The 18,519-nt window shown below is 39.5% G+C and carries 18 protein-coding genes and 1 other RNA gene; 13 read left to right on the top strand and 6 right to left on the bottom strand.

Features of this window, described 5'->3' with window-relative positions; translation table 11 throughout:
• The first annotated feature begins 15 nt into the window (after positions 1-15).
• From rnr to ssrA, 3 genes are all read left to right on the top strand, one after another.
• Positions 16-2,334, top strand: a complete 2,319-nt coding sequence (gene rnr / locus ACFQ4X_RS12960) for a ribonuclease R (protein WP_379835713.1) — start codon at positions 16-18, stop codon at positions 2,332-2,334.
• Between the two features lie 101 nt (positions 2,335-2,435).
• Complete coding sequence (gene smpB, locus ACFQ4X_RS12955) at positions 2,436-2,903, top strand: SsrA-binding protein SmpB (RefSeq protein WP_222462417.1); 468 nt, start codon at positions 2,436-2,438, stop codon at positions 2,901-2,903.
• A gap of 148 nt (positions 2,904-3,051) precedes the next feature.
• Positions 3,052-3,389: a transfer-messenger RNA gene (gene ssrA, locus ACFQ4X_RS12950) on the top strand.
• A gap of 337 nt (positions 3,390-3,726) precedes the next feature.
• Here the strand turns inward: ssrA and ACFQ4X_RS12945 are convergent.
• Positions 3,727-4,134, bottom strand: a complete 408-nt coding sequence (locus ACFQ4X_RS12945; protein WP_379835711.1) for an LAGLIDADG family homing endonuclease — start codon at positions 4,132-4,134, stop codon at positions 3,727-3,729.
• 303 nt (positions 4,135-4,437) lie between these two features.
• Between ACFQ4X_RS12945 and ACFQ4X_RS12940 the strand changes: the two genes are divergently transcribed.
• Positions 4,438-5,217 carry a hypothetical protein gene (locus ACFQ4X_RS12940; protein WP_379835709.1) on the top strand — a complete coding sequence of 260 codons (780 nt, stop codon included), beginning with the start codon at positions 4,438-4,440 and terminating at the stop codon, positions 5,215-5,217.
• 138 nt (positions 5,218-5,355) lie between these two features.
• Positions 5,356-6,417, top strand: a complete 1,062-nt coding sequence (locus ACFQ4X_RS12935; RefSeq protein ID WP_379835707.1) for a M42 family metallopeptidase — start codon at positions 5,356-5,358, stop codon at positions 6,415-6,417.
• A gap of 46 nt (positions 6,418-6,463) precedes the next feature.
• Here ACFQ4X_RS12935 and ACFQ4X_RS12930 read toward each other — a convergent pair whose 3' ends face one another.
• Together ACFQ4X_RS12930 and ACFQ4X_RS12925 are read right to left on the bottom strand one after the other, a co-directional pair.
• Positions 6,464-6,670, bottom strand: coding sequence for a CsbD family protein (locus ACFQ4X_RS12930; RefSeq protein WP_066292496.1), 207 nt, complete (start codon positions 6,668-6,670; stop codon positions 6,464-6,466).
• A gap of 18 nt (positions 6,671-6,688) precedes the next feature.
• The gene (locus tag ACFQ4X_RS12925) at positions 6,689-7,219 is read right to left on the bottom strand and encodes a general stress protein (RefSeq protein ID WP_379835705.1); all 531 of its coding nucleotides are present in this window, start codon (positions 7,217-7,219) and stop codon (positions 6,689-6,691) included.
• A 256-nt stretch (positions 7,220-7,475) separates the two neighbouring features.
• On the opposite strand from ACFQ4X_RS12925, the gene ACFQ4X_RS12920 reads away from it, so the two are divergent.
• Positions 7,476-8,702 carry an EAL and HDOD domain-containing protein gene (locus ACFQ4X_RS12920; protein ID WP_379835703.1) on the top strand — a complete coding sequence of 409 codons (1,227 nt, stop codon included), beginning with the start codon at positions 7,476-7,478 and terminating at the stop codon, positions 8,700-8,702.
• Between the two features lie 40 nt (positions 8,703-8,742).
• Here ACFQ4X_RS12920 and ACFQ4X_RS12915 read toward each other — a convergent pair whose 3' ends face one another.
• Positions 8,743-9,615, bottom strand: coding sequence for an esterase/lipase family protein (locus ACFQ4X_RS12915; protein WP_379835701.1), 873 nt, complete (start codon positions 9,613-9,615; stop codon positions 8,743-8,745).
• 203 nt (positions 9,616-9,818) lie between these two features.
• Here ACFQ4X_RS12915 and ACFQ4X_RS12910 point away from each other — a divergent pair, with 203 nt between their 5' ends.
• Positions 9,819-10,832 carry an LLM class flavin-dependent oxidoreductase gene (locus ACFQ4X_RS12910; protein WP_379835699.1) on the top strand — a complete coding sequence of 338 codons (1,014 nt, stop codon included), beginning with the start codon at positions 9,819-9,821 and terminating at the stop codon, positions 10,830-10,832.
• Between the two features lie 102 nt (positions 10,833-10,934).
• Positions 10,935-11,960, top strand: a complete 1,026-nt coding sequence (locus ACFQ4X_RS12905) for an LLM class flavin-dependent oxidoreductase (protein WP_379835697.1) — start codon at positions 10,935-10,937, stop codon at positions 11,958-11,960.
• Positions 11,961-12,013: 53 nt separating this feature from the next.
• Here the strand turns inward: ACFQ4X_RS12905 and ACFQ4X_RS12900 are convergent, their stop codons facing one another.
• The gene (locus tag ACFQ4X_RS12900) at positions 12,014-12,424 is read right to left on the bottom strand and encodes a VOC family protein (RefSeq protein WP_379835695.1); all 411 of its coding nucleotides are present in this window, start codon (positions 12,422-12,424) and stop codon (positions 12,014-12,016) included.
• Between the two features lie 184 nt (positions 12,425-12,608).
• Here ACFQ4X_RS12900 and ACFQ4X_RS12895 point away from each other — a divergent pair, with 184 nt between their 5' ends.
• The 5 genes from ACFQ4X_RS12895 to ACFQ4X_RS12875 all read left to right on the top strand — a co-directional run bounded on the left by ACFQ4X_RS12895 (position 12,609) and on the right by ACFQ4X_RS12875 (position 17,850).
• Entirely contained in the window at positions 12,609-13,118 is a 510-nt protein-coding gene (locus tag ACFQ4X_RS12895; RefSeq protein WP_379835693.1) for a DinB family protein, read from the top strand.
• A gap of 143 nt (positions 13,119-13,261) precedes the next feature.
• Positions 13,262-14,449, top strand: coding sequence for a hypothetical protein (locus tag ACFQ4X_RS12890; protein WP_379835691.1), 1,188 nt, complete (start codon positions 13,262-13,264; stop codon positions 14,447-14,449).
• Between the two features lie 158 nt (positions 14,450-14,607).
• On the top strand, positions 14,608-15,360 hold the full coding sequence (locus tag ACFQ4X_RS12885; RefSeq protein ID WP_379835689.1) for a hypothetical protein: 753 nt from the start codon (positions 14,608-14,610) through the stop codon (positions 15,358-15,360).
• Positions 15,361-15,384: 24 nt separating this feature from the next.
• Positions 15,385-16,326 (top strand): FTR1 family iron permease, encoded by a 942-nt coding sequence (locus ACFQ4X_RS12880; RefSeq protein ID WP_379835687.1) that lies wholly within the window; start codon positions 15,385-15,387, stop codon positions 16,324-16,326.
• Between the two features lie 75 nt (positions 16,327-16,401).
• On the top strand, positions 16,402-17,850 hold the full coding sequence (locus ACFQ4X_RS12875; protein WP_379835685.1) for a hypothetical protein: 1,449 nt from the start codon (positions 16,402-16,404) through the stop codon (positions 17,848-17,850).
• 336 nt (positions 17,851-18,186) lie between these two features.
• Here ACFQ4X_RS12875 and ACFQ4X_RS12870 read toward each other — a convergent pair whose 3' ends face one another.
• Positions 18,187-18,519, bottom strand: a complete 333-nt coding sequence (locus ACFQ4X_RS12870; RefSeq protein ID WP_379835683.1) for a hypothetical protein — start codon at positions 18,517-18,519, stop codon at positions 18,187-18,189.

Here is an 18,519-nt window from a genome sequence, read left to right as displayed (position 1 = left end):
AAAGGAGGTCAGTTTTTGGATAAACTGCAAATACTCCAGCTCATGAAAGAATCGGAAAAGCCGATGACAGTAACCGAGATTGAAGAAGCTCTTCAACTGCCGGATGCTGATGCTTTCAAAGAACTGGTTTTATCATTAAATCAACTAGAAGATGAAGGTTCCGTAGTAAGAACACGAACGAACCGTTATGGTCTTCCAGAAAAGATGAGCCTGATCAAAGGGCGAGTACAAGGCCATGCAAAAGGCTTTGCGTTCTTGATCCCTGAAGACAGCGAACAAAAAGATGTGTATATCTCACAATCAGATATGAATGGCGCGATGAGCGGTGATACCGTTCTAGTCCGGTTAAACAACACATCTTCAGGATCACGTCCAGAAGGAACGATTATCCGCATTTTAGAGCGCGGCGTAACTGAAGTAGTCGGTACGTTCCAAGAAAGCCGCAGATTTGGTTTTGTAGTGGCTGATGACAAACGAATCCCGAATGACATCTTCATTCCAGCAGATGGCGTCAATGGTGCTGTAGAAGGACATAAAGTCGTTGTGAAAATAACGAAGTACCCAGAAGGCCGAAACAGTGCTGAAGGTGAGATCATCCATATCATCGGACATAAAAACGATCCGGGTGTGGACATTATCTCTGTTATTTTTAAGCACGGACTGCCAAGGGAGTTCCCTGAGGAAGCATTAGAACAAGCGCACAATACGCCAGACGAAATCGATCCGAAAGACATTGAAGGACGCCGCGATCTTCGAAATGAAACGATCGTAACGATTGATGGGGCTGATGCAAAGGACTTGGATGACGCCGTTCATGTTATAAAACTGCCGAACGGTCATTATAAGCTTGGCGTTCATATTGCTGATGTTACACACTACGTAACGGAAGAGTCAGCAATCGATAAAGAAGCACGTGAACGAGGTACGAGTGTGTACTTAGTAGACCGGGTTATTCCGATGATTCCGCATCGTCTCTCGAATGGAATCTGTTCATTGAACCCGAAAGTTGACCGCTTGACGATTTCTTGTGAGATGGAAATTAATCATGATGGTGAAGTAATTAAGCACGATATCTTTCCGAGTGTCATTAAAACAACAGAACGAATGACTTATACAGATGTCCGGAAAATTTTGCAGGATGAAGATGAAGAAGTTTCTAAGCGCTATGAGCCTTTAATTCCATTCTTTAAGCTAATGGGCGAGCTGGCAGAAGTTTTGCGTAAAAAACGTTTTGCCCGCGGTGCTATTGACTTTGATTTTTCAGAAGCTAAAGTTCTCGTAGATGAAAATAGCGATCCGCAGGATGTCGTTCTGCGTGAACGTTCAGTTGCTGAAAAGCTGATTGAGGAATTTATGCTTTGTGCCAACGAAACCGTTGCTCAGCATTTCCACGAGCTGGAGCTTCCGTTTATGTATCGTATCCACGAAGATCCAGACGAAGGCAAGCTGGAACGTTTCTTGGAATTCATCGGAATGTTCGGTTACGCGTTAAAAGGATCAGTAAGCGATATTCATCCACGCAGTCTTCAGCAGCTTCTGGAAACCGTTAGAGGCGAACCAGAAGAGATGGTTATCAGCAAGATCATGCTTCGTTCCATGAAACAGGCGAAATACGATCATATGTCACTAGGCCACTATGGTTTAGCAACTGAATTCTATACCCATTTCACTTCGCCGATCCGACGTTATCCGGATTTAATCGTTCACAGATTGATCCGAACATATCTGTTTGAAAAAGATACTGGTCCAAAAACGGTAAGCCATTGGAAAGCAGAGCTGCCAGGGATCGCGAAACACTCTTCAGTCATGGAACGCCGTGCAGTTGATGCAGAGCGTGAAACGGACGAACTGAAAAAAGCTCAGTTTATGCTTGATAAAGTTGGGGAAGAGTTTGATGGTGTGATCAGTTCCGTTACGAACTTCGGCCTTTTTGTCGAGCTGCCGAATACAATTGAAGGTCTTGTGCATGTCAGCTACTTAACAGACGATTATTATCGTTTTGATGAGAAGTTTATGGCCATGATCGGAGAGCGTACTGGTAACGTGTTCCGAATCGGTGACGAGATTTCAATACGGGTTGTAAACGTAAATGTTGATGAACGCGCGATTGATTTTGAAATCGTCGGTATGAAAGGAACACCGCGCAAGCGTCATAAAGACCGCCAGCAAGTAATCGATATTGGTGACACACCGAAACGAGGACGAGGAAGACGCAGCAAGAACCGCAATAGTGAGTCTGATCGTTCCAGTGGGCCTCAGGATTCCAAAAAGGGGAAGAAAAAGCCGTTTTACAAGCCTGTGGCTAAAAAGAAAGGCAAGAAAAAGAAGAAATAATAGGGTGATGATCAAGGTTCATCTATCATGGTGAACCTTGACGTTATTTGACCAAATTGCTATAATTAAAGTTCACTTGCTGTGGGGAGGATTGAGTTTACATGCCAAAAGGAGAAGGGAAAGTAGTCGCACAAAATAAAAAAGCGCGGCACGATTACCACGTCGAAGAAACATTTGAAGCTGGAATTGTCCTTCAGGGCACAGAGATAAAATCCATTCGCGCAGGACGGGCAAACCTTAAAGATTCATTTGCCCGCGTGCAAAACGGCGAGTTGTTTCTGCACAACATGCATATCAGTACGTACGAACAAGGAAATCGTTACAACCACGATCCGCTTCGTACACGAAAGCTGCTTTTGCATCGCAAGGAAATAAATAAGCTTTTAGGTGCAACAAAAGAACAAGGGTATTCCATTGTTCCTTTGAAAATGTATCTTAAAAACGGCTTTGCTAAGCTTTTAATTGGTTTGGCTAAAGGTAAGAAGCATTATGACAAGCGAGATGATCTTAAGAAGAAGGATGCAAAAAGAGAAATCGACCGCGCATTCCGCGATCGTCAAAAAGTCTAAATTGGCTCTCCTTACAGGAACTTACAATTGAGATGATGCACTAAAAATGTTATACTGAGTACACAAGTGAATAAGAGCAAATAAGCTTTTATCTCTCTCCGGTAGCGGCAGAATTAAGTTTCTGCACACCATTTTATAATGGGGACGTTACGGATTCGACAGGGGTAGTTTGAGCTTAAGTTGCGAGTCGAGGGGGTCGGCCTCGTTAAAACGCCAAAGCCAATAACTGGCAAAACAAACAACAACTTAGCTTTAGCTGCGTAATAGCACTTTAGCTGTTCCTCCCTCCATCGCCCATGTGGTAGGGTAAGGGACTCACTCTTAGTGGGCTACGCCGGTTGTCCTCCGCCTGAGGACGATGGAAGAGAATAATCAGGCTAGCGATCTGGACGCCTGTCGGCTGGCAGATGGATTCGCGAAACGCGAATAAACCGACTACACTCGTAGAAGCTTAAGTGCCAATATCTTTGGACGTGGGTTCGATTAGGATTAGTCGCCTTGTGTGGCAACACATAAGTGAAAATCCGGCTTTATCGGTGAAACCTAACCAGTGAAAAACTTCGCTGCAAGGCAATGCCGAGTGGTATGTGGAGCAATCCAACAGCCATGTATCGACTTATAGGCTGCCAAGTTTTTTGGTAGTACTAGGATACGAAATTCTGCTTGGATACCAAGTAAATTTATGTTTCGTATAATACGCCGGGGGACCTCATATCAGGTTCAAGATATAGTCAGTGCCATGACGAAAGCATGGAACAACATGTCCCACCGTCTCCACCAATACATAGGTGGATACAGACCAACATTTATTTGTTGGTCTTTTTTATATGTCAAAAAAAACTTCTTCAAACTGCAATTTTACTTTTAACATTTCTGGAGTGTATTTTCCATTACGTGGAGTAACTATATTGTAATGATCAAGAATCCATTGCGTTCGCTTTATTTTTCTTTCAATTCTTAAATACGGTAATATTTTTGATAGTACAAACATAACAGTTTCTTTCTTCTTAATAGTTAAGGTATAAGAATTTTTATGGTTATCCGGATAATAATTTTTTTTATAGTTTATTCTGCTAATAACAATTGAATTAATATAAGAAAGAAGCTCTAAGTCAGTAGAAGCAATAGAAATACAAGGGCGTCGAAATTCTTTACTATGCATTCTTGTTAACGTAATACTGCCTTCTCCATCAATAATTCCAGCTAAATAAGCAGCCTCAACGTTTTCCATTTTATCCTCCCCTGATAAATATCATTCGTATTTAAATTATAACACTGAAACAGGAACGTTTGTTCTTGTTTGAGTATTATTTTCTGAAGAAATATAAGTCATTCTACGTATACTTTATCTTTATACTGCCTTCGATTTCTTTTTAAATACAAACAAAGGTGCACTTCAACCCAATTTTTTTAATAAAAACAAATCCTATGACTTAAAAAGTTGAAATATAGACAAGTAACTATTCCTTTTAACGCGGTGCTACATATAATACATGGACAAGAGATGTCAATAATATTTTCAGGAGGAAATTTTTTGAGTTGCAAAAAAAATACACTCTCGGCTAGAGAGGTAGCACAGTTTTTATGTAAGCGTGTCATAGCCAACGAGGGATTTGATGACATTGAAATAGAGGGTAAGCTTGTCTGTGTTGGAAGAGATTTTATCGCGATCAAAACAGACGACAGAGAAGTATTCTATTTGCCGTTAAACAATGTCAGAAACATTTCAGTTGTATCTGACAAAAGCTGCTGTCATAATGATCGTAAAAAAGTATGTAATGATAATTTCCGTAGTATCTTAAGGAAATTAATCAATTGCAAAGTAAAGGTTAACGATGGTGGCGATGAAGAAATTGAAGGCGTTCTTACAGCTGTTAACCGCACATCTATTCAAATAGTTGAGGAAGAAAGCTTAAATATTGTGACAATCCCGATTGGCTCCATCAACTTTATTGCTCAAGCTGGCGAACTTGGTGACGACGAAAGCAGCAATTGCAGAGTTTTATGCTGTAAGAAAGAAGATCCTTGCGGAAAAAAGAAAGACGATTGCAAAAAGAAAGACGATTGCAAAAAGAAACACGATTGCAAAAAAGAATCTTCTTCTAAATGCTGCAAGAAAGAGTCCTCTTCTAGCTCAGTCGAGTTTTGGTGTAAAAAAGAATCTTCATCCTCAAGTTCATCTTCTAGTTCATCCTCTCTTTGGTGTAAAGAAGTATCCTCTTCTTCAAGCCATGATCATTGGAAGAAAAAGAAAAAACACCACAAGAAAAAAAATTGTGCAGATTTAGAATCTAGAGGCTGGTTTAAGCTTTAATATGATTAATGCCCTGTTTTTCAAAACAGGGCATTTTTTTAATGCTCGTGAATCAGCTTATTTTCAAAACCTCATTTTATTCAATTGTAATAATTCACTAATTTTTTCCCATCCTATACCTATAGGACGGTGATTAAGGTGGATTTATTAAAAGAGTTAACGGAAACGAATGGAGCACCTGGTTTTGAAAAAGCAATAAGAGCAATTATGAAACGTGAGATTGATAAAACGGGAGCCAGTCTGGTTACTGATAACTTAGGCAGTGTATTTGGAGAAAAAAAAGGATCAGTTAGTGATGGTCCAAAAATTCTTCTTGCTGGACACATGGATGAAGTCGGATTCATGGTAAGCGAGATTACGGAGAATGGCTACCTTCGCTTCGTTCCACTAGGGGGCTGGTGGTCTCAAGTTCTACTAGCACAGCGCGTGCATGTACAGACGAAAGACAAAACATTCACTGGCGTCGTTGGTTCAAAGGCACCTCATATCCTTCAGCCTGAGGAACGAAATAAAGTTTATCCTATGAAAGAAATGTTTATAGATATCGGAGCAAACGATAAAGATCAAGTAAAAGAGTGGGGGATTAAAGTTGGTGATCCTATTCTTCCGATTTGTCCATTTGAGCTGATGCCGAATAATGACACGATTCTTGCAAAAGCTCTCGACAATCGGGCAGGATGCTATACAGCACTTAACGTACTCAAACAGCTTCAAGAAACTGATCATCCAAACACCGTATATAGCGGAGCAACCGTACAGGAGGAAGTGGGACTAAGAGGTGCGATAACAGCACCATACATTATGGAACCTGAGGTTGCCATTGCACTCGATGTAGGGGTGGCGGAGGACGGTCCAGGCGGTAATGCCAATAAAGCAAAGCTAGGAAAAGGTCCGCTGATTACGTTCCTGGATTCATCCATGATTCCACACACAGCTTTTCGTGATTTTATTATTGAAGTTGCCGAAAAAAATAATATTCCGTATCAAGTAGATGTTATGCTTGGGGGAGGTACAGACGCTGGTAAATTCCATCTATTTAAAAAAGGTATTCCAAGTATTGTTGTAGGTGTTGCGGCTCGTTACATACACAGTCACACATCGATGATCAGTAAGAGTGATTTGGAAAACAGCGCAAAATTAGTTGTGGAACTTGTTAAAGTTCTCGATAAAGATAAACTCAATTCTCTCCTGGATTATTGACAGTAAAAACCCCGCCAGATCAAATCTGACGGGGTTTGCTTCTTTTTTAATACTGTCCGAATCTGCGATGCCAGTCATCGTACTCGCGTTCAGCATCTTCTCTTGTTTTTCCGTGTCTTTCCTGAATCTTTCCGATCATTTTTTCACGATCGCCTTGCGCTTGATCGTAATCATCATCGGTTAAATTTCCCCACTGTTTCTTAGCTTCGCCTTTGAGTTGTTTCCACTTGCCTTCCATAGTATCGTTTTTCATCTTTAATCATCCTCCATTCTAATATTTATTGGAATAAGAATCTTCATAACGATGAGCATTCGTAGAACGATACGTGCGGAATGTATCGTTTACTTGTCTGTGACGATCTACTTTACTGGCATCAACAAGTACGAGAATATCACCGCCCTCGACGGCTTCCTCATACTCTTTCGCTTCTTTCTCAGGAATACCTAAGCCCACTAGAGCACCTACGATTCCTCCTGCTCCTGCACCGACAGCAGCACCACCAAGAGCAGCTGCGATTGGTCCAGCAGCTACAATCGGTCCAATTCCAGGAATAGCGAGTGCTCCTGCTCCAAGAAGCAAGCCGCCTAAACCACCCAGAACTCCGCCGGTAGCCATTCCAGTTGCAGCCCCTTGTGGAGCCTTAGTGCCTGTTTCTTCATGAATTTGTTTAACTTCCTTTTTATCCTTTGCAATTACTGAGATGTCATCTTCATTGTAACCTTGAGCTCTTAATTCTTTGATTGCGTCAATTGCATCATCTTCTGTACGGAAAACGCCTACTACTTTATTATGCTTATCCATTGACTTCCTCCTTTGTGAGATGATTACTACGTAGGTTGTGTTCCCAAAGACGGATGAAATGAAACGTTTTAGTACTTTTTTGAGTCGAAGTTACCATAAATTTTTACATCAAATGTAAATCATAATGACAAAATGGTTATTTTTAACAGATTAATGTGTATTGTCTTTATTTACATTTTATGGTTTGATGTCTATATTAAGGTAATTATAAATAACTTAACTCTAAGACAATAAATAGTGAATTGGTGATTGAGAAATGGATATTTTTATTGGCAGACAGCCTATTTTAGATAGAGATGAGAATGTCGTTGCTTACGAACTTTTATATCGAAACAGTACAGCGAACCGGTATGAGGGATTGGATCATGACAGTGCCACAGTTGATGTTATGGTTAACAGCTTTGCTGGAATCGGAATAAAGGAAGTCGGGGATCGCAAAAAGTGTTTTATTAATTTTACAGAGAACCTTTTATTAAATCGTGTACCTACTTATATTTCGCCAGAGTATATTGTTGTGGAAATATTAGAAACTGTAAATCTGACTCAAGAAATTTTAAATGTTTGCAAAGAATTGAAAAGCAAAGGATATATAATTGCACTGGATGATGTAGCCTTTAAAAGGAATCTTTCGCCGCTTCTTCCGTACATTGATATTATTAAGATTGATTATTTAGCAATGAGCCGAGAAGATATTAAAGATATGGTTGAGACATATAAAAATAAAGTGACATTCCTTGCCGAGAAGATTGAAAGCAGAGAAGAGTATGAAGAAGCCAAAGCTATGGGATTTGAGTACTTTCAAGGATATTTCTTCAGTAAACCGATCATTCTGCAAGGAAAAGATATTGATCCAATCCCTACAAATTATTTGCAGCTGTTAGATAAATTGAGTTCTTCCGACCCGGATATTGATGAAATCAGCAGCATCATTCAGCAAGATTTATCCTTGTCTTACAAGCTGTTAAAAGTAATGAATTCAGGAACGTTTTTCTTTAAAAGTAAAGTAACCTCCATAAAGCAGGCTGTTGTACTGCTAGGGCTTTTTGAGATAAAAAAATTGATTATGATCCTTATGATGTCCAGCATGAAAAAAGCAGACAATCAGACAGAATTGTTGAAAATGAGCTTAACAAGAGCTTCTTTCTTTGAGCGCACATCAGGCATTTTTGAATTAAACAAAAACCAGCTTTACATGTTTGGCATGTTTTCGCTGATCGACACTATACTTAACAAAAATATGAAAGATATCATTGAAGATCTGCCGATAACAAACGAGCTGGCTGATGCTTTAGTTGGTAACAATGAAAAGTATAATTTGGCTCTTTCAGCAGTAAAGTGTATTGAGCATGGAGAGTGGGACGAATTACAAACGCTATGCCGCACACTTCAAACATCAGATACTGAATTGTTGATGCACTACCAAGCAAGTACGTTGTCAGCGGATCAATTTGTTCATGCTCAAACGGAAAGTACAGTTCAATAAGATCAAAAAGGGACTCCCAATACTGGAGGTCCCTTTTGAGTTACTTAAATATGCCGACAGCTCTTTGGGGATCTGCAGGTCCTTCATGTTCGAGTGCATCGAAAACAAAATTAAAAGCAAGTGGATCTTGAGCAATGTTCTGATGCTCAATTTGATCGTACGGATAATAATCCTGGATCGTTATATTCGTTACGTTATCTGTCTCTCCTTTTAAAAAGGCTGAGGTGAAAGGAACAACAATTTCATCATTTCGTGTAGTAACCACCGTGTATGATACATCGCCTAGTGTTTCGTCACCTTCATTCAGTTTTTGTAGAAAATCAGACCCTGCTGCTTGTTGCTGGCAAGCTGTGCAAGAGGCAAGATCTGCTCCTGTTGATGTGAGCTTTGTTAGCCCAGCAACACCTTCCGTTCCATGATTTGATGGAACAAGTCCAATCAAATCCTCTACTGTTTCAGCTCCATCTAGGTTCTTCATATAATAACGCGGCATCATTCCGCCTTGACTATGTCCGACGATAGAAACTTTTTGAGCTCCTGTTAAGTTCAAAACGTTATCTATAAAAGTCTTAAGTTCGGCTGCTGAATCCTCAATAGGACCAGATGCAGGTACAGCACCGGTATACCCATAATTTAAGGAATAAACACAATATCCTTTTTCTTTTAACATAGGAGCTAGATTCACAAAGTTTCTTTCCATTGTTTCAAAAGTCCCCGGTACGAGGATAACGGGTTCGGGATGCTCGGCACTTGGCTTACAGGCAGCATCATTGGCACCAGGAGGCGGAAGTCCCTCTTCTGTCAGGAAACCACCGGCAGATGAGTCATTTGCGATAGCTGTTGTTTGGCTTACAGTGATAATTATAGCTGAACTGAATATAAGCGCAGAAAGCATACCTAACCACTTGTTCATACATATCCCTCATTTCTGTTTTTAATAAAAAAAGACACCACAAAATTCCCTCATATGGGATTTATGCGTGTCTCCAGATTCCTGCATAATCTAATAATTAACTTAGGTAACATTAAACTAGAGTATGTAAGCGTTGTCAACGGTAAAAATATGGTTTTTCGAGTAAAATACTAGTTAATACAACTAGGGAAGGAGGAGTATTTATGAAGCTATCGATCTTAGATCAGTCACCAATTTCTTACGGTCATACTCCTCAACAAGCATTAAATGCCTCAATGGAATTGGCTAAAGCGGGAGAAAGACTTGGATATGAAAGGTATTGGATCGCTGAGCATCATAACTTTTCTGGACTAACCTGTTCAGCTCCTGAAGTGATGCTAGGGTTTATCGGTGCCAATACAAAATCAATACGAATCGGTGCTGGTGCCGTTTTGCTGCCTCATTATAAACCATACAGAATTGCTGAAACGTATAACATGTTGGCTACTCTTTTCCCAGGGAGGATTGATCTCGGAATAGGACGCGCGCCGGGAGGATCTGCTGAAGCATCGATGGCTTTGTCAGATAACTATTTGGAACAAGTGCGTAAAATGCCCGAAGCTATTAAAGAACTTCTCCATTTTCTACATAATGACTATCCATCTGATCACATGTTTTCTAAGATATCAGCATCTCCTGTTCCGAAAATATCGCCTGAACCTTGGATCCTTGGTACAAGTGAAAAGAGTGCTATTTCAGCTGCTGAAAACGGTGTAGCGTACGCCTTTGGTCACTTTATGAGTGACAAGCCAGGACAGCAAATATTAAAAACGTATCGGGAACACTTCAAACCAGGAAGGATTCACAAAACTCCTAAATCGATCATTGCTGTTTCAGTTATTTGTGCAGATACAACTGAAAATGCTAAAGAATTAGCTCTGTCAGTACTTTTATGGACAATCCAAAATGCTAATGGTGAAGGGGACATGGGAGTGCCATCCGTTGAAGCTGCAAAAAGTTACTATTCATTGGAAAAATGGTCGCAGATTATTAATGAATTAAAAGATAAGATGATAATTGGCACCCCTCATCAAGTAAAACAAGAACTTTTAAAACTGCAAAAACTTTATAACACTGATGAAATGATGGTTGTTACTATAACACACCGATATGAGGATAGAATTCGTTCTTATGAGCTGCTGGCAGAAGAAATGATAACTAAACATAATCGAACGTAAGCATTATTTTTTATATCACAAACGTATCTTGTTATACTATTAGCGATTATTAAAATATAGTAGCTAATTTTTCGTTGCTTAATATATAAGGAGGACGCACATATGTCCAATCGCAACAAAAAGGGTATCAGTGATATTCCGTTTTCTGTTTTAGACTTGGCTCCGTTAGTCGAAGGTGGAACGGCGTCAGATTCTTTTAAGAATACGTTAGATCTTGCTCAGCATACTGAGAAGTGGGGGTACAATCGTTATTGGCTCGCTGAACATCACAATATGCCAGGAATTGCGAGTTCCGCTACATCGGTCGTAATCGGCTATGTGGCTGGGGGAACCTCAAAGATTCGTGTAGGATCGGGAGGAATTATGCTTCCTAATCATGCACCGCTCGTCATAGCTGAACAGTTTGGAACTTTAGAGTCCATGTATCCTGGCCGGATTGACCTTGGACTCGGCAGGGCTCCAGGAACAGACCAGCTGACAGCACATGCTTTGCGCCGTGAACTTAGCATGAGCGGCGATGAATTTCCGATGCAGCTGGATGAATTGCGTACTTATTTAAATCCGGAAATGGCAGATGGGAACATGAAGGTAAGAGCAATACCAGGAGAAGGACTTAAGATTCCAATCTGGCTTCTCGGTTCTAGTGGATTCAGTGCAAGACTTGCGGGGAGGCTTGGTCTTCCATTTGCATTTGCAAGTCATTTTTCACCGGAAAATACATTGCCTGCACTAGAGTTGTACAGAAATACATTCACTCCATCAGAAGTATTGGACGAACCATATGCGATGGTTGGAGCGAATGTAGTAGCTGCTGATACGGATGAAGAGGCTGAGTTGCTTGCAACTTCACTGCAGCAGCAGTTTTTGAATTTAATCCGAGGTACTCCGACGCCTCTTAAACCGCCGGTTGAGAGTATGGAAGGTCTTTGGAGTCCATTTGAAAAAGCCACAATAGATAAGCAGCTGCGTACAACTTTTGTTGGAAATCCAGAGACAGTAAAAGAGAAATTACAATCGTTCCTTGATGAAACGCAGGCGGATGAAATTATTATTAATAGCCAGATTTACGATCATCAAGCACGTCTTCGTTCGTTTGAATTATTATCAGGTGTTTTAAAGAAAAATTAAAAGAAAAGCGTACTCCGTAAATTTCTATGGCGTACGCTTTTCTGTGTTTTTATTTAAGCTTTCTGATAATTGAGATCCCATGAAATTCCAAAACGATCTTTTACTTTGGCATACTTTGCCCCCCAAAATGTATCTTGAAGTTCCATTAAAACATATCCGTTTTGGCTTAATTTATCATAAAGATTTTGAATTTCTTCTTCACTCTCAGCTTCTAGAACAAGTGAAATGCTATTGCCCTCTGTAATTTCATGGCCCGGAAAGCTGTCAGAGGCCATCAAGAAAAGATTTCCTTTTTTGAATTTTGCATGCATAACACGGTTATCTGCCTCTGGAGGAGTAGGAAAGTCAGCTTCTCCAAATGTTTGAATTTCTGTGATTTCTCCATTAAAAACGTCTTTGTAAAAATTCAAAGCGTCTTTTGCATTGCCATTAAATGATAGATAGGGAACAGCTTGATTTTTCACCAGAAACACTCCTCTTGTAACCTTGTATTTGATTACATGTTTATCTTACTTCATACTTCTAATCAATAACAAGAACATTTGTTCGACAAATCTCTATTTTTGAGAGGAGATTGATTAATAGTTATAGAATATATTAGTGGAGAATTTTTTGTTGATTTTTTTAAAAAAATAGGGAGGCAGGGAAATGGATAAAACGGTACAGTTACATCATTTTAATGTCTGGGCAAATGATAAGGTGTTCGAGCATTTAAAAACTCTTCCATCAGAAATCTATCGTAAGGAAATTCAAAGCGTATTTCCATCTGTTTCAGCAGTACTTATACATATGTATCAAGTTGATTATGTTTGGCTTAAGGCCATTAACGGGGAAGATTTTTATGATATTGTAGCGGCACTCGGGCCGATAACTGATGATTTACAGGCTGCAAGTTTGGATGACATGGAATTTAAATTTAAAGAATTGAGCAGAAAATACGACTCTTTTATTCGTAGTCAAAAGGATATAACCTCACAAATAACTATTAATCATCCTCATTTTGGGACACTCCAATCAAATTATGCTGATCTTATCCAGCATGTTGTTAATCACGGAACCTATCATCGCGGCCATATCTCAGCAATATTAAACCAGCTGGGACATAAAGGAGCCTCAATTGATTATATTTTTTATCTATACTCGCTCCAGCATCAATAGGAAAAGAAGTAGAGACCACCACACCAGGAGGGTCTCTATTTTTATTTCTCAAATCTTCCATTGACAATGAGAATCGTTCTCTATTATAATGACTTTGGCAAATGAAAATGATTATCATTACATATCACAGGGGGATATAAGAAATGTCAGTTAAATGGACTGCTTTAGCATTATCACTTTCAACAGCACTAATTTTTGCAGGATGTTCAAATTCTGCAGATACAAATAAAGAGGAAACTAGCAAGAAAGAATCAACAGAAGAGAAAGTAGAGAACGAATCAGCTGAAAAAGAAGCAGCTTCTCCAGAGGCATCTGTACAAGCATACAAAGATGCTGTTGCTGAACTTGAAAAAGCAAAAGAAGGCAAAGAAGTAGACTTCGACAAAGTCACAAAAATTTATGAAGGACAGCTTCAAGAACTAGTAAAACAGCGTGATGCTGAGTTTGATGAGCAAATCGATCCTGCGATTACAACAGCATTAGCTGCAGGTAAGAATAAAGAGATGGACGCAGTTGTTGTTAAACAATTGTTTGATAAATTGATGCAAAAAGAATTCTTCCAAACAATGCGCCATGAGTTTGCTGAAATTGACGAGCACTGGGGCGACAAAGAAGAAGTAATGGAAGAATATGAGGAAGCTCAAGCTTTTTATACTGCAGTACAAGGAACAGTACAAAAGCGTGATGCTGCATACGGTACAAAAATGGAAGATGCAATCGCGGGCGGTTTCAGTGAAATGAAAGCTGCGATTGAAAAAGAAGATAAACTTGCGTTTGGTTTAGGCAAGCAAGTTGTTGATAAAACGTTAATGAAGACATTCTATTTAGCTGCTGGAGCGAAACCGCATGGTTATGCGACGAAGCTAGCTGAAGCTGCTAAAACAGATGCAGAAGAAGCAAAAGTGGAACAAGCTGAAGGATGGGCATTCTATCAATCTGTATACCCATACTTGAAAAAGAATGCTCCAGAAGACGCTGACGTTATTTTAAAGCAATTCGATCTTGAAACAGATGTAAAATCAGTAGATCCTGAAGCGGTTAACAAAGCATTCGTTCGCGGTTTTGCGAAGATTGCACTTCATGAATATGAAGAAAGCACAGAGAACTTTGGTAAAGAAAAAGGTCCGATTTATGCAATTGAAGGTGCGCTTTTCATCAACATGATCGAAAGTGATCTAAAAGAAATTTTAGGTGAAAAAGAAGCAGCTGATCTTGCTGCTGCAGCTCAAAGCTACTTAGAAGCAGCAAAAGCAAATAATAAAGAAGAAGCAGATAAAATTCTTCCACAACTTGAAGAAACACTTAATAAAGTAGTAGAACAAGCAAAGTAAGTTTAACGAATGAACCTTGTCCTTTGGGACGAGGTTCTTTTTGTTTTATGAATTTTTTGTGTATTTTAAGTCAAGATTAAACATTAATGCGAAGTTCGTATTGACAACGACACTGATAATCATTATCATTATCAATGGGTAAGGAGGAATTTATACTGATGAAGAAGATCATAACCATAATGACACTAACACTGTTAACATTCTTTTCGTTACATAACACAGCAAACGCCTATTCCTATGGTGATCCGAATGAAGAAAAGATCGCTGAAGCATACAAGAAGATGGTGGTTCAGCTTGATAATAACCCTCCTAACTTTACTGAGACTGAAAAAATTTATGACACCGTAAAAGAGGAAATTGACCAGCATATGGGGCCAGAACCTTCTAAACTGATCAAGGAAAATCTTGAGAAGGAAGAAAAAGAAGAACTGATCGAAAATATGCAAAAGATATTAGCATTAAATATTGACCGCCGTTTATCTGGCGTAGATAAGAATTTTGAAGACTATGAAACAAGTAAGCGTTTGCTTGCTAAGGGTCATGCCACATACCAAGCCTTATCTCCGGTCATAGCTGAAAAAGATCCAGAAATGGATAAGCAGATAAAAGGTGAGTTTGATAAAGCATTAGAAGCTTTAGGGAATCCGGGACTTTTTGGAGTCGGTAAAAAAGAAGCAGACCAAGAAGCGTTTAAACAAAGTAAAAAAATCATTATTGATGATCTGCAAAAAGAGTTTCAAACACAAAACTTTGAATTGGGCCATTTCAATATAGATCAAGAGGAAGAAAGCACAGCTTCTGAAAAAACTGAATGGACCGATCTTTCAAACATAAAAAACTGGCTGCCGCTTATCGTTATTATCGCGGTTATTGCTGGAGTAGTCATTTACGTTATTAGAAAGAGAAGATAGATAAGGTATAGGGGAGGGAACGAAGTGCAGTTACAAGCTTTTCTTATTACGTTTCGTGAAGTGTTGGAAGCATTACTAATAGTAGGAATCATTACGACATATTTAAAGCGTACGGATAACAAAAAATTTGTAAAGTTTGTCTGGCTCGGGGCCGGAATGGCAGTTGCAGCAAGTTACCTGGTAGCTTTATTGTTTCAGGTTGTTTTCACAGGCTTCTCAGCCATGGGAACCGAAATGTACTTAAAGATCTCAATTATCTTTATCTCTTCACTTTTATTAACGCAAATGGTGTTCTGGATGGCAGAACACAGCAAGAACATAAAATCGAACGTTGAAGGTAAAATCAGCAAATATATTTCAACAGGAAGCATCATCGGAATGATTATTCACTCTTTCCTCGTAGTTATGAGAGAGGGTGTCGAGACAGTGTTCTTCTTTGCAGCGATTACAGGCGGAAACATAGGCGCTGCATTAACAGGATGGGGTGCGATCTCTGGATTACTGGCAGCTGCTGTAGTAAGCCATCTGTTCTTTAAAGGGACAATGCGCATTTCGCTTAAAGCATTCTTCAGAACGACTGGAGCGTTTATCGTTCTTATCGCAGCTGGTTTAATGGTTCAAGGTGTTTCGATGATGCAGGATTTAAAGATCTTAGGAAGTGTCGTTCCGCACCTTTACGATATAACTTGGTTCCTGCCCGAGCATCCAATCGATTATGCTCATTATCTGCGCGATCATGGAGTAGCACCGCTTCTGTCAGGGGATATTGGAATCTTCCTGAAAGCATTCTTAGGCTATTCATCAATGCCGTCTATTGAGGAAGTACTTGTTTATCTTGGTTATTTCGCTGTAATCTATATGCTGATCTTTATGAAGAAACCAGCTCGTAAAATAGAAAAAGTGGAAAAGCCAAAACAAAGCCAAAAACAATCTTGGAAGCAAACAGTCGCTTCAGCTAATGAATAAAAGTACAAGGCGGAAGCCTTGTACTTTTTCTTTACGTCGGAATTAATGTAGTAAATCGGAGAAAGGGATAGACAAATGTTTAAAACAAACAAACTTTTATCTGCAATCGTAATAATTTTAATCGTCTTTATCTTTTTCATTCGGTTTATGTATAGCGTTTCTTTTCCGAGTACTTGGGATCAGGTGGATTTTGTATTAGCGCTGGACCGTTATGATTTACTAGCCATGCAGCCACATTTTCCTGGCTATCCGATTTTCATTTTTGGCGGGATGCTCGTTCATCTATTTATAGAAAATCCATCATTAGCACTATCCGTTTTTAATGGCATTATAACCGTTTCAGCTGCTGTTCCGATGTATTTACTAGCAAGAAGGTATGTGGATAGGGTCTCGTCCCTCGCAGTAACACTTGTATTACAGTCCAGTGTCTATTTCATGATACTTGTCAGCCAGCCGATGTCTGAGGGTGCTGCTATTGGTGTGTTATGGTGGTTTTTATGGAACTTGATGATAGGGTTTGACAATAATAAAATTCGTTATCAGCTTTTGCCTTTACTTCTATTTTCAATCCTGATGGGAATCAGACTGTCGTATCTTCCACTTGGAATTGGGCTGCTTTTCTTATGGTGGTTTGATTATAAAAGGAACAAAGATTCAATACGTTTAGCAGGATTTATTCTCTTAGCTGTTTTATTTCAGATGATTTGGGTTGTTGCTCTCATCATGACTGAAGGGAGCTTGGACGGGTTTATGAAACTCTCCATGGCTTTCGTGACGGGCCATTTCACATCATGGGGAGGAACAGTAGTTGATACACATGAACCGTTCTATACAAGGCTATATGAGCTTGTCATAAATAATATCATTTACGTTGGAATGTTTGCGAAGTCATCATTTCTTCTTATAGGTTTTGTGGCTATCTCTATTATTGCTTTACTAAAAAATAAAACAGACGAGGCAGGGAATTTCCTAAAGAAACACTATGTAATGCTGACACTTCTATTGATTTATTTTTTATGGAATCTGTTTGCACAAAACGTAGAAAAACCCAGACATTCTTACCCAATAACACTTATGCTCCTGTTCTTATGGCTCGTGTCAATTGCAGGGAAACACACACTTTTAAAGTGGGCATGCATGGGTCTTGCTGTTATGCAGCTAATCATAGGCATTCCGATCCTTAAAGAACAGGCGGCAAAAAATCCGGCTGTCTACCAGACGGCAAACCATCTCGCTCAACAAGATGAAGAGATCGTTGTATACACTTGGGAAGAAACTCGTGTCTTTCAGTACTTGGATGTTCCTTTTGAACATAAGCGGTTTTATACGTATGATTTATTTTTACAGGACAAGAAGTACAATAAAAATAAGAAGATATATGTTACGAATCATCTGATTGAAGGGTTTAAGGAACAGGGGATAGATGTGTCCGAAAACTTGGCGGAGGTTAAAACGTTCAAGTCAAATGAACTCTTTGATCCTGTTTATGATGAAATTACATTGTATCGATGGAAAAATAAATAAAGTTCGTTTGGAAGTGGTTGATCTCCGCTCCAGGATGCTCGCTTTCCGCGGGGCGTGCGGTGAGCCTCCTCTGCGCTTTGCGCCGTTAGGAGTCTCACATTCAAAGGAGTTTGTGTGCTCCTGCGTCTACAAGTTAATTCTGACGAAGGATGTTACTCGTCGCATGCCTTGCGAGAAGAATACTCAGGTAGCTGGCACGCTGATCCCGCAGGAGTCTCGCACCTTGCGCTCCAATCAACTTGTCAACGATAAACTTTACAAAAACCATCCAACAACAATCTTTTGAAAATAGCAACAAAATTTGCAAAGGACAAATCCAGTTTGGATTTGTCCTTTTTACTCCTTATTGTTCTTTTGAATTTCTTCTTTCAGCTTATTAATATAATTCTGCTTTTCCTTTTCGTCATTTAAACTGCCAGGTCCAGGAGCTTTGTTTTTTAAGTATTTTTGGAGAGCTTTTGCGATCTCCTCTTGTGACGCATCTTCCGGTATTTCTCCTTTTTTCTTTAACATTTCTATAATTTTTTCATCGTTAGCAATCATATTAACCGCCTCGGTTGTTGGGTTTTTGTCACCGGGTTGCTCACTTTTAGAGTCTTCTGGGTTCGAACAAGCTGTAAATGCAACTGAGCATAAAACAACTACTAGTAGTATTAGCCATTGTTTCAT

It is taken from the genome of Fictibacillus halophilus, from assembly GCF_042680145.1.
GTDB lineage: Bacteria > Bacillota > Bacilli > Bacillales > Fictibacillaceae > Fictibacillus > Fictibacillus halophilus_A.
This window is presented reverse-complemented; position numbering and strand designations above follow the sequence as displayed.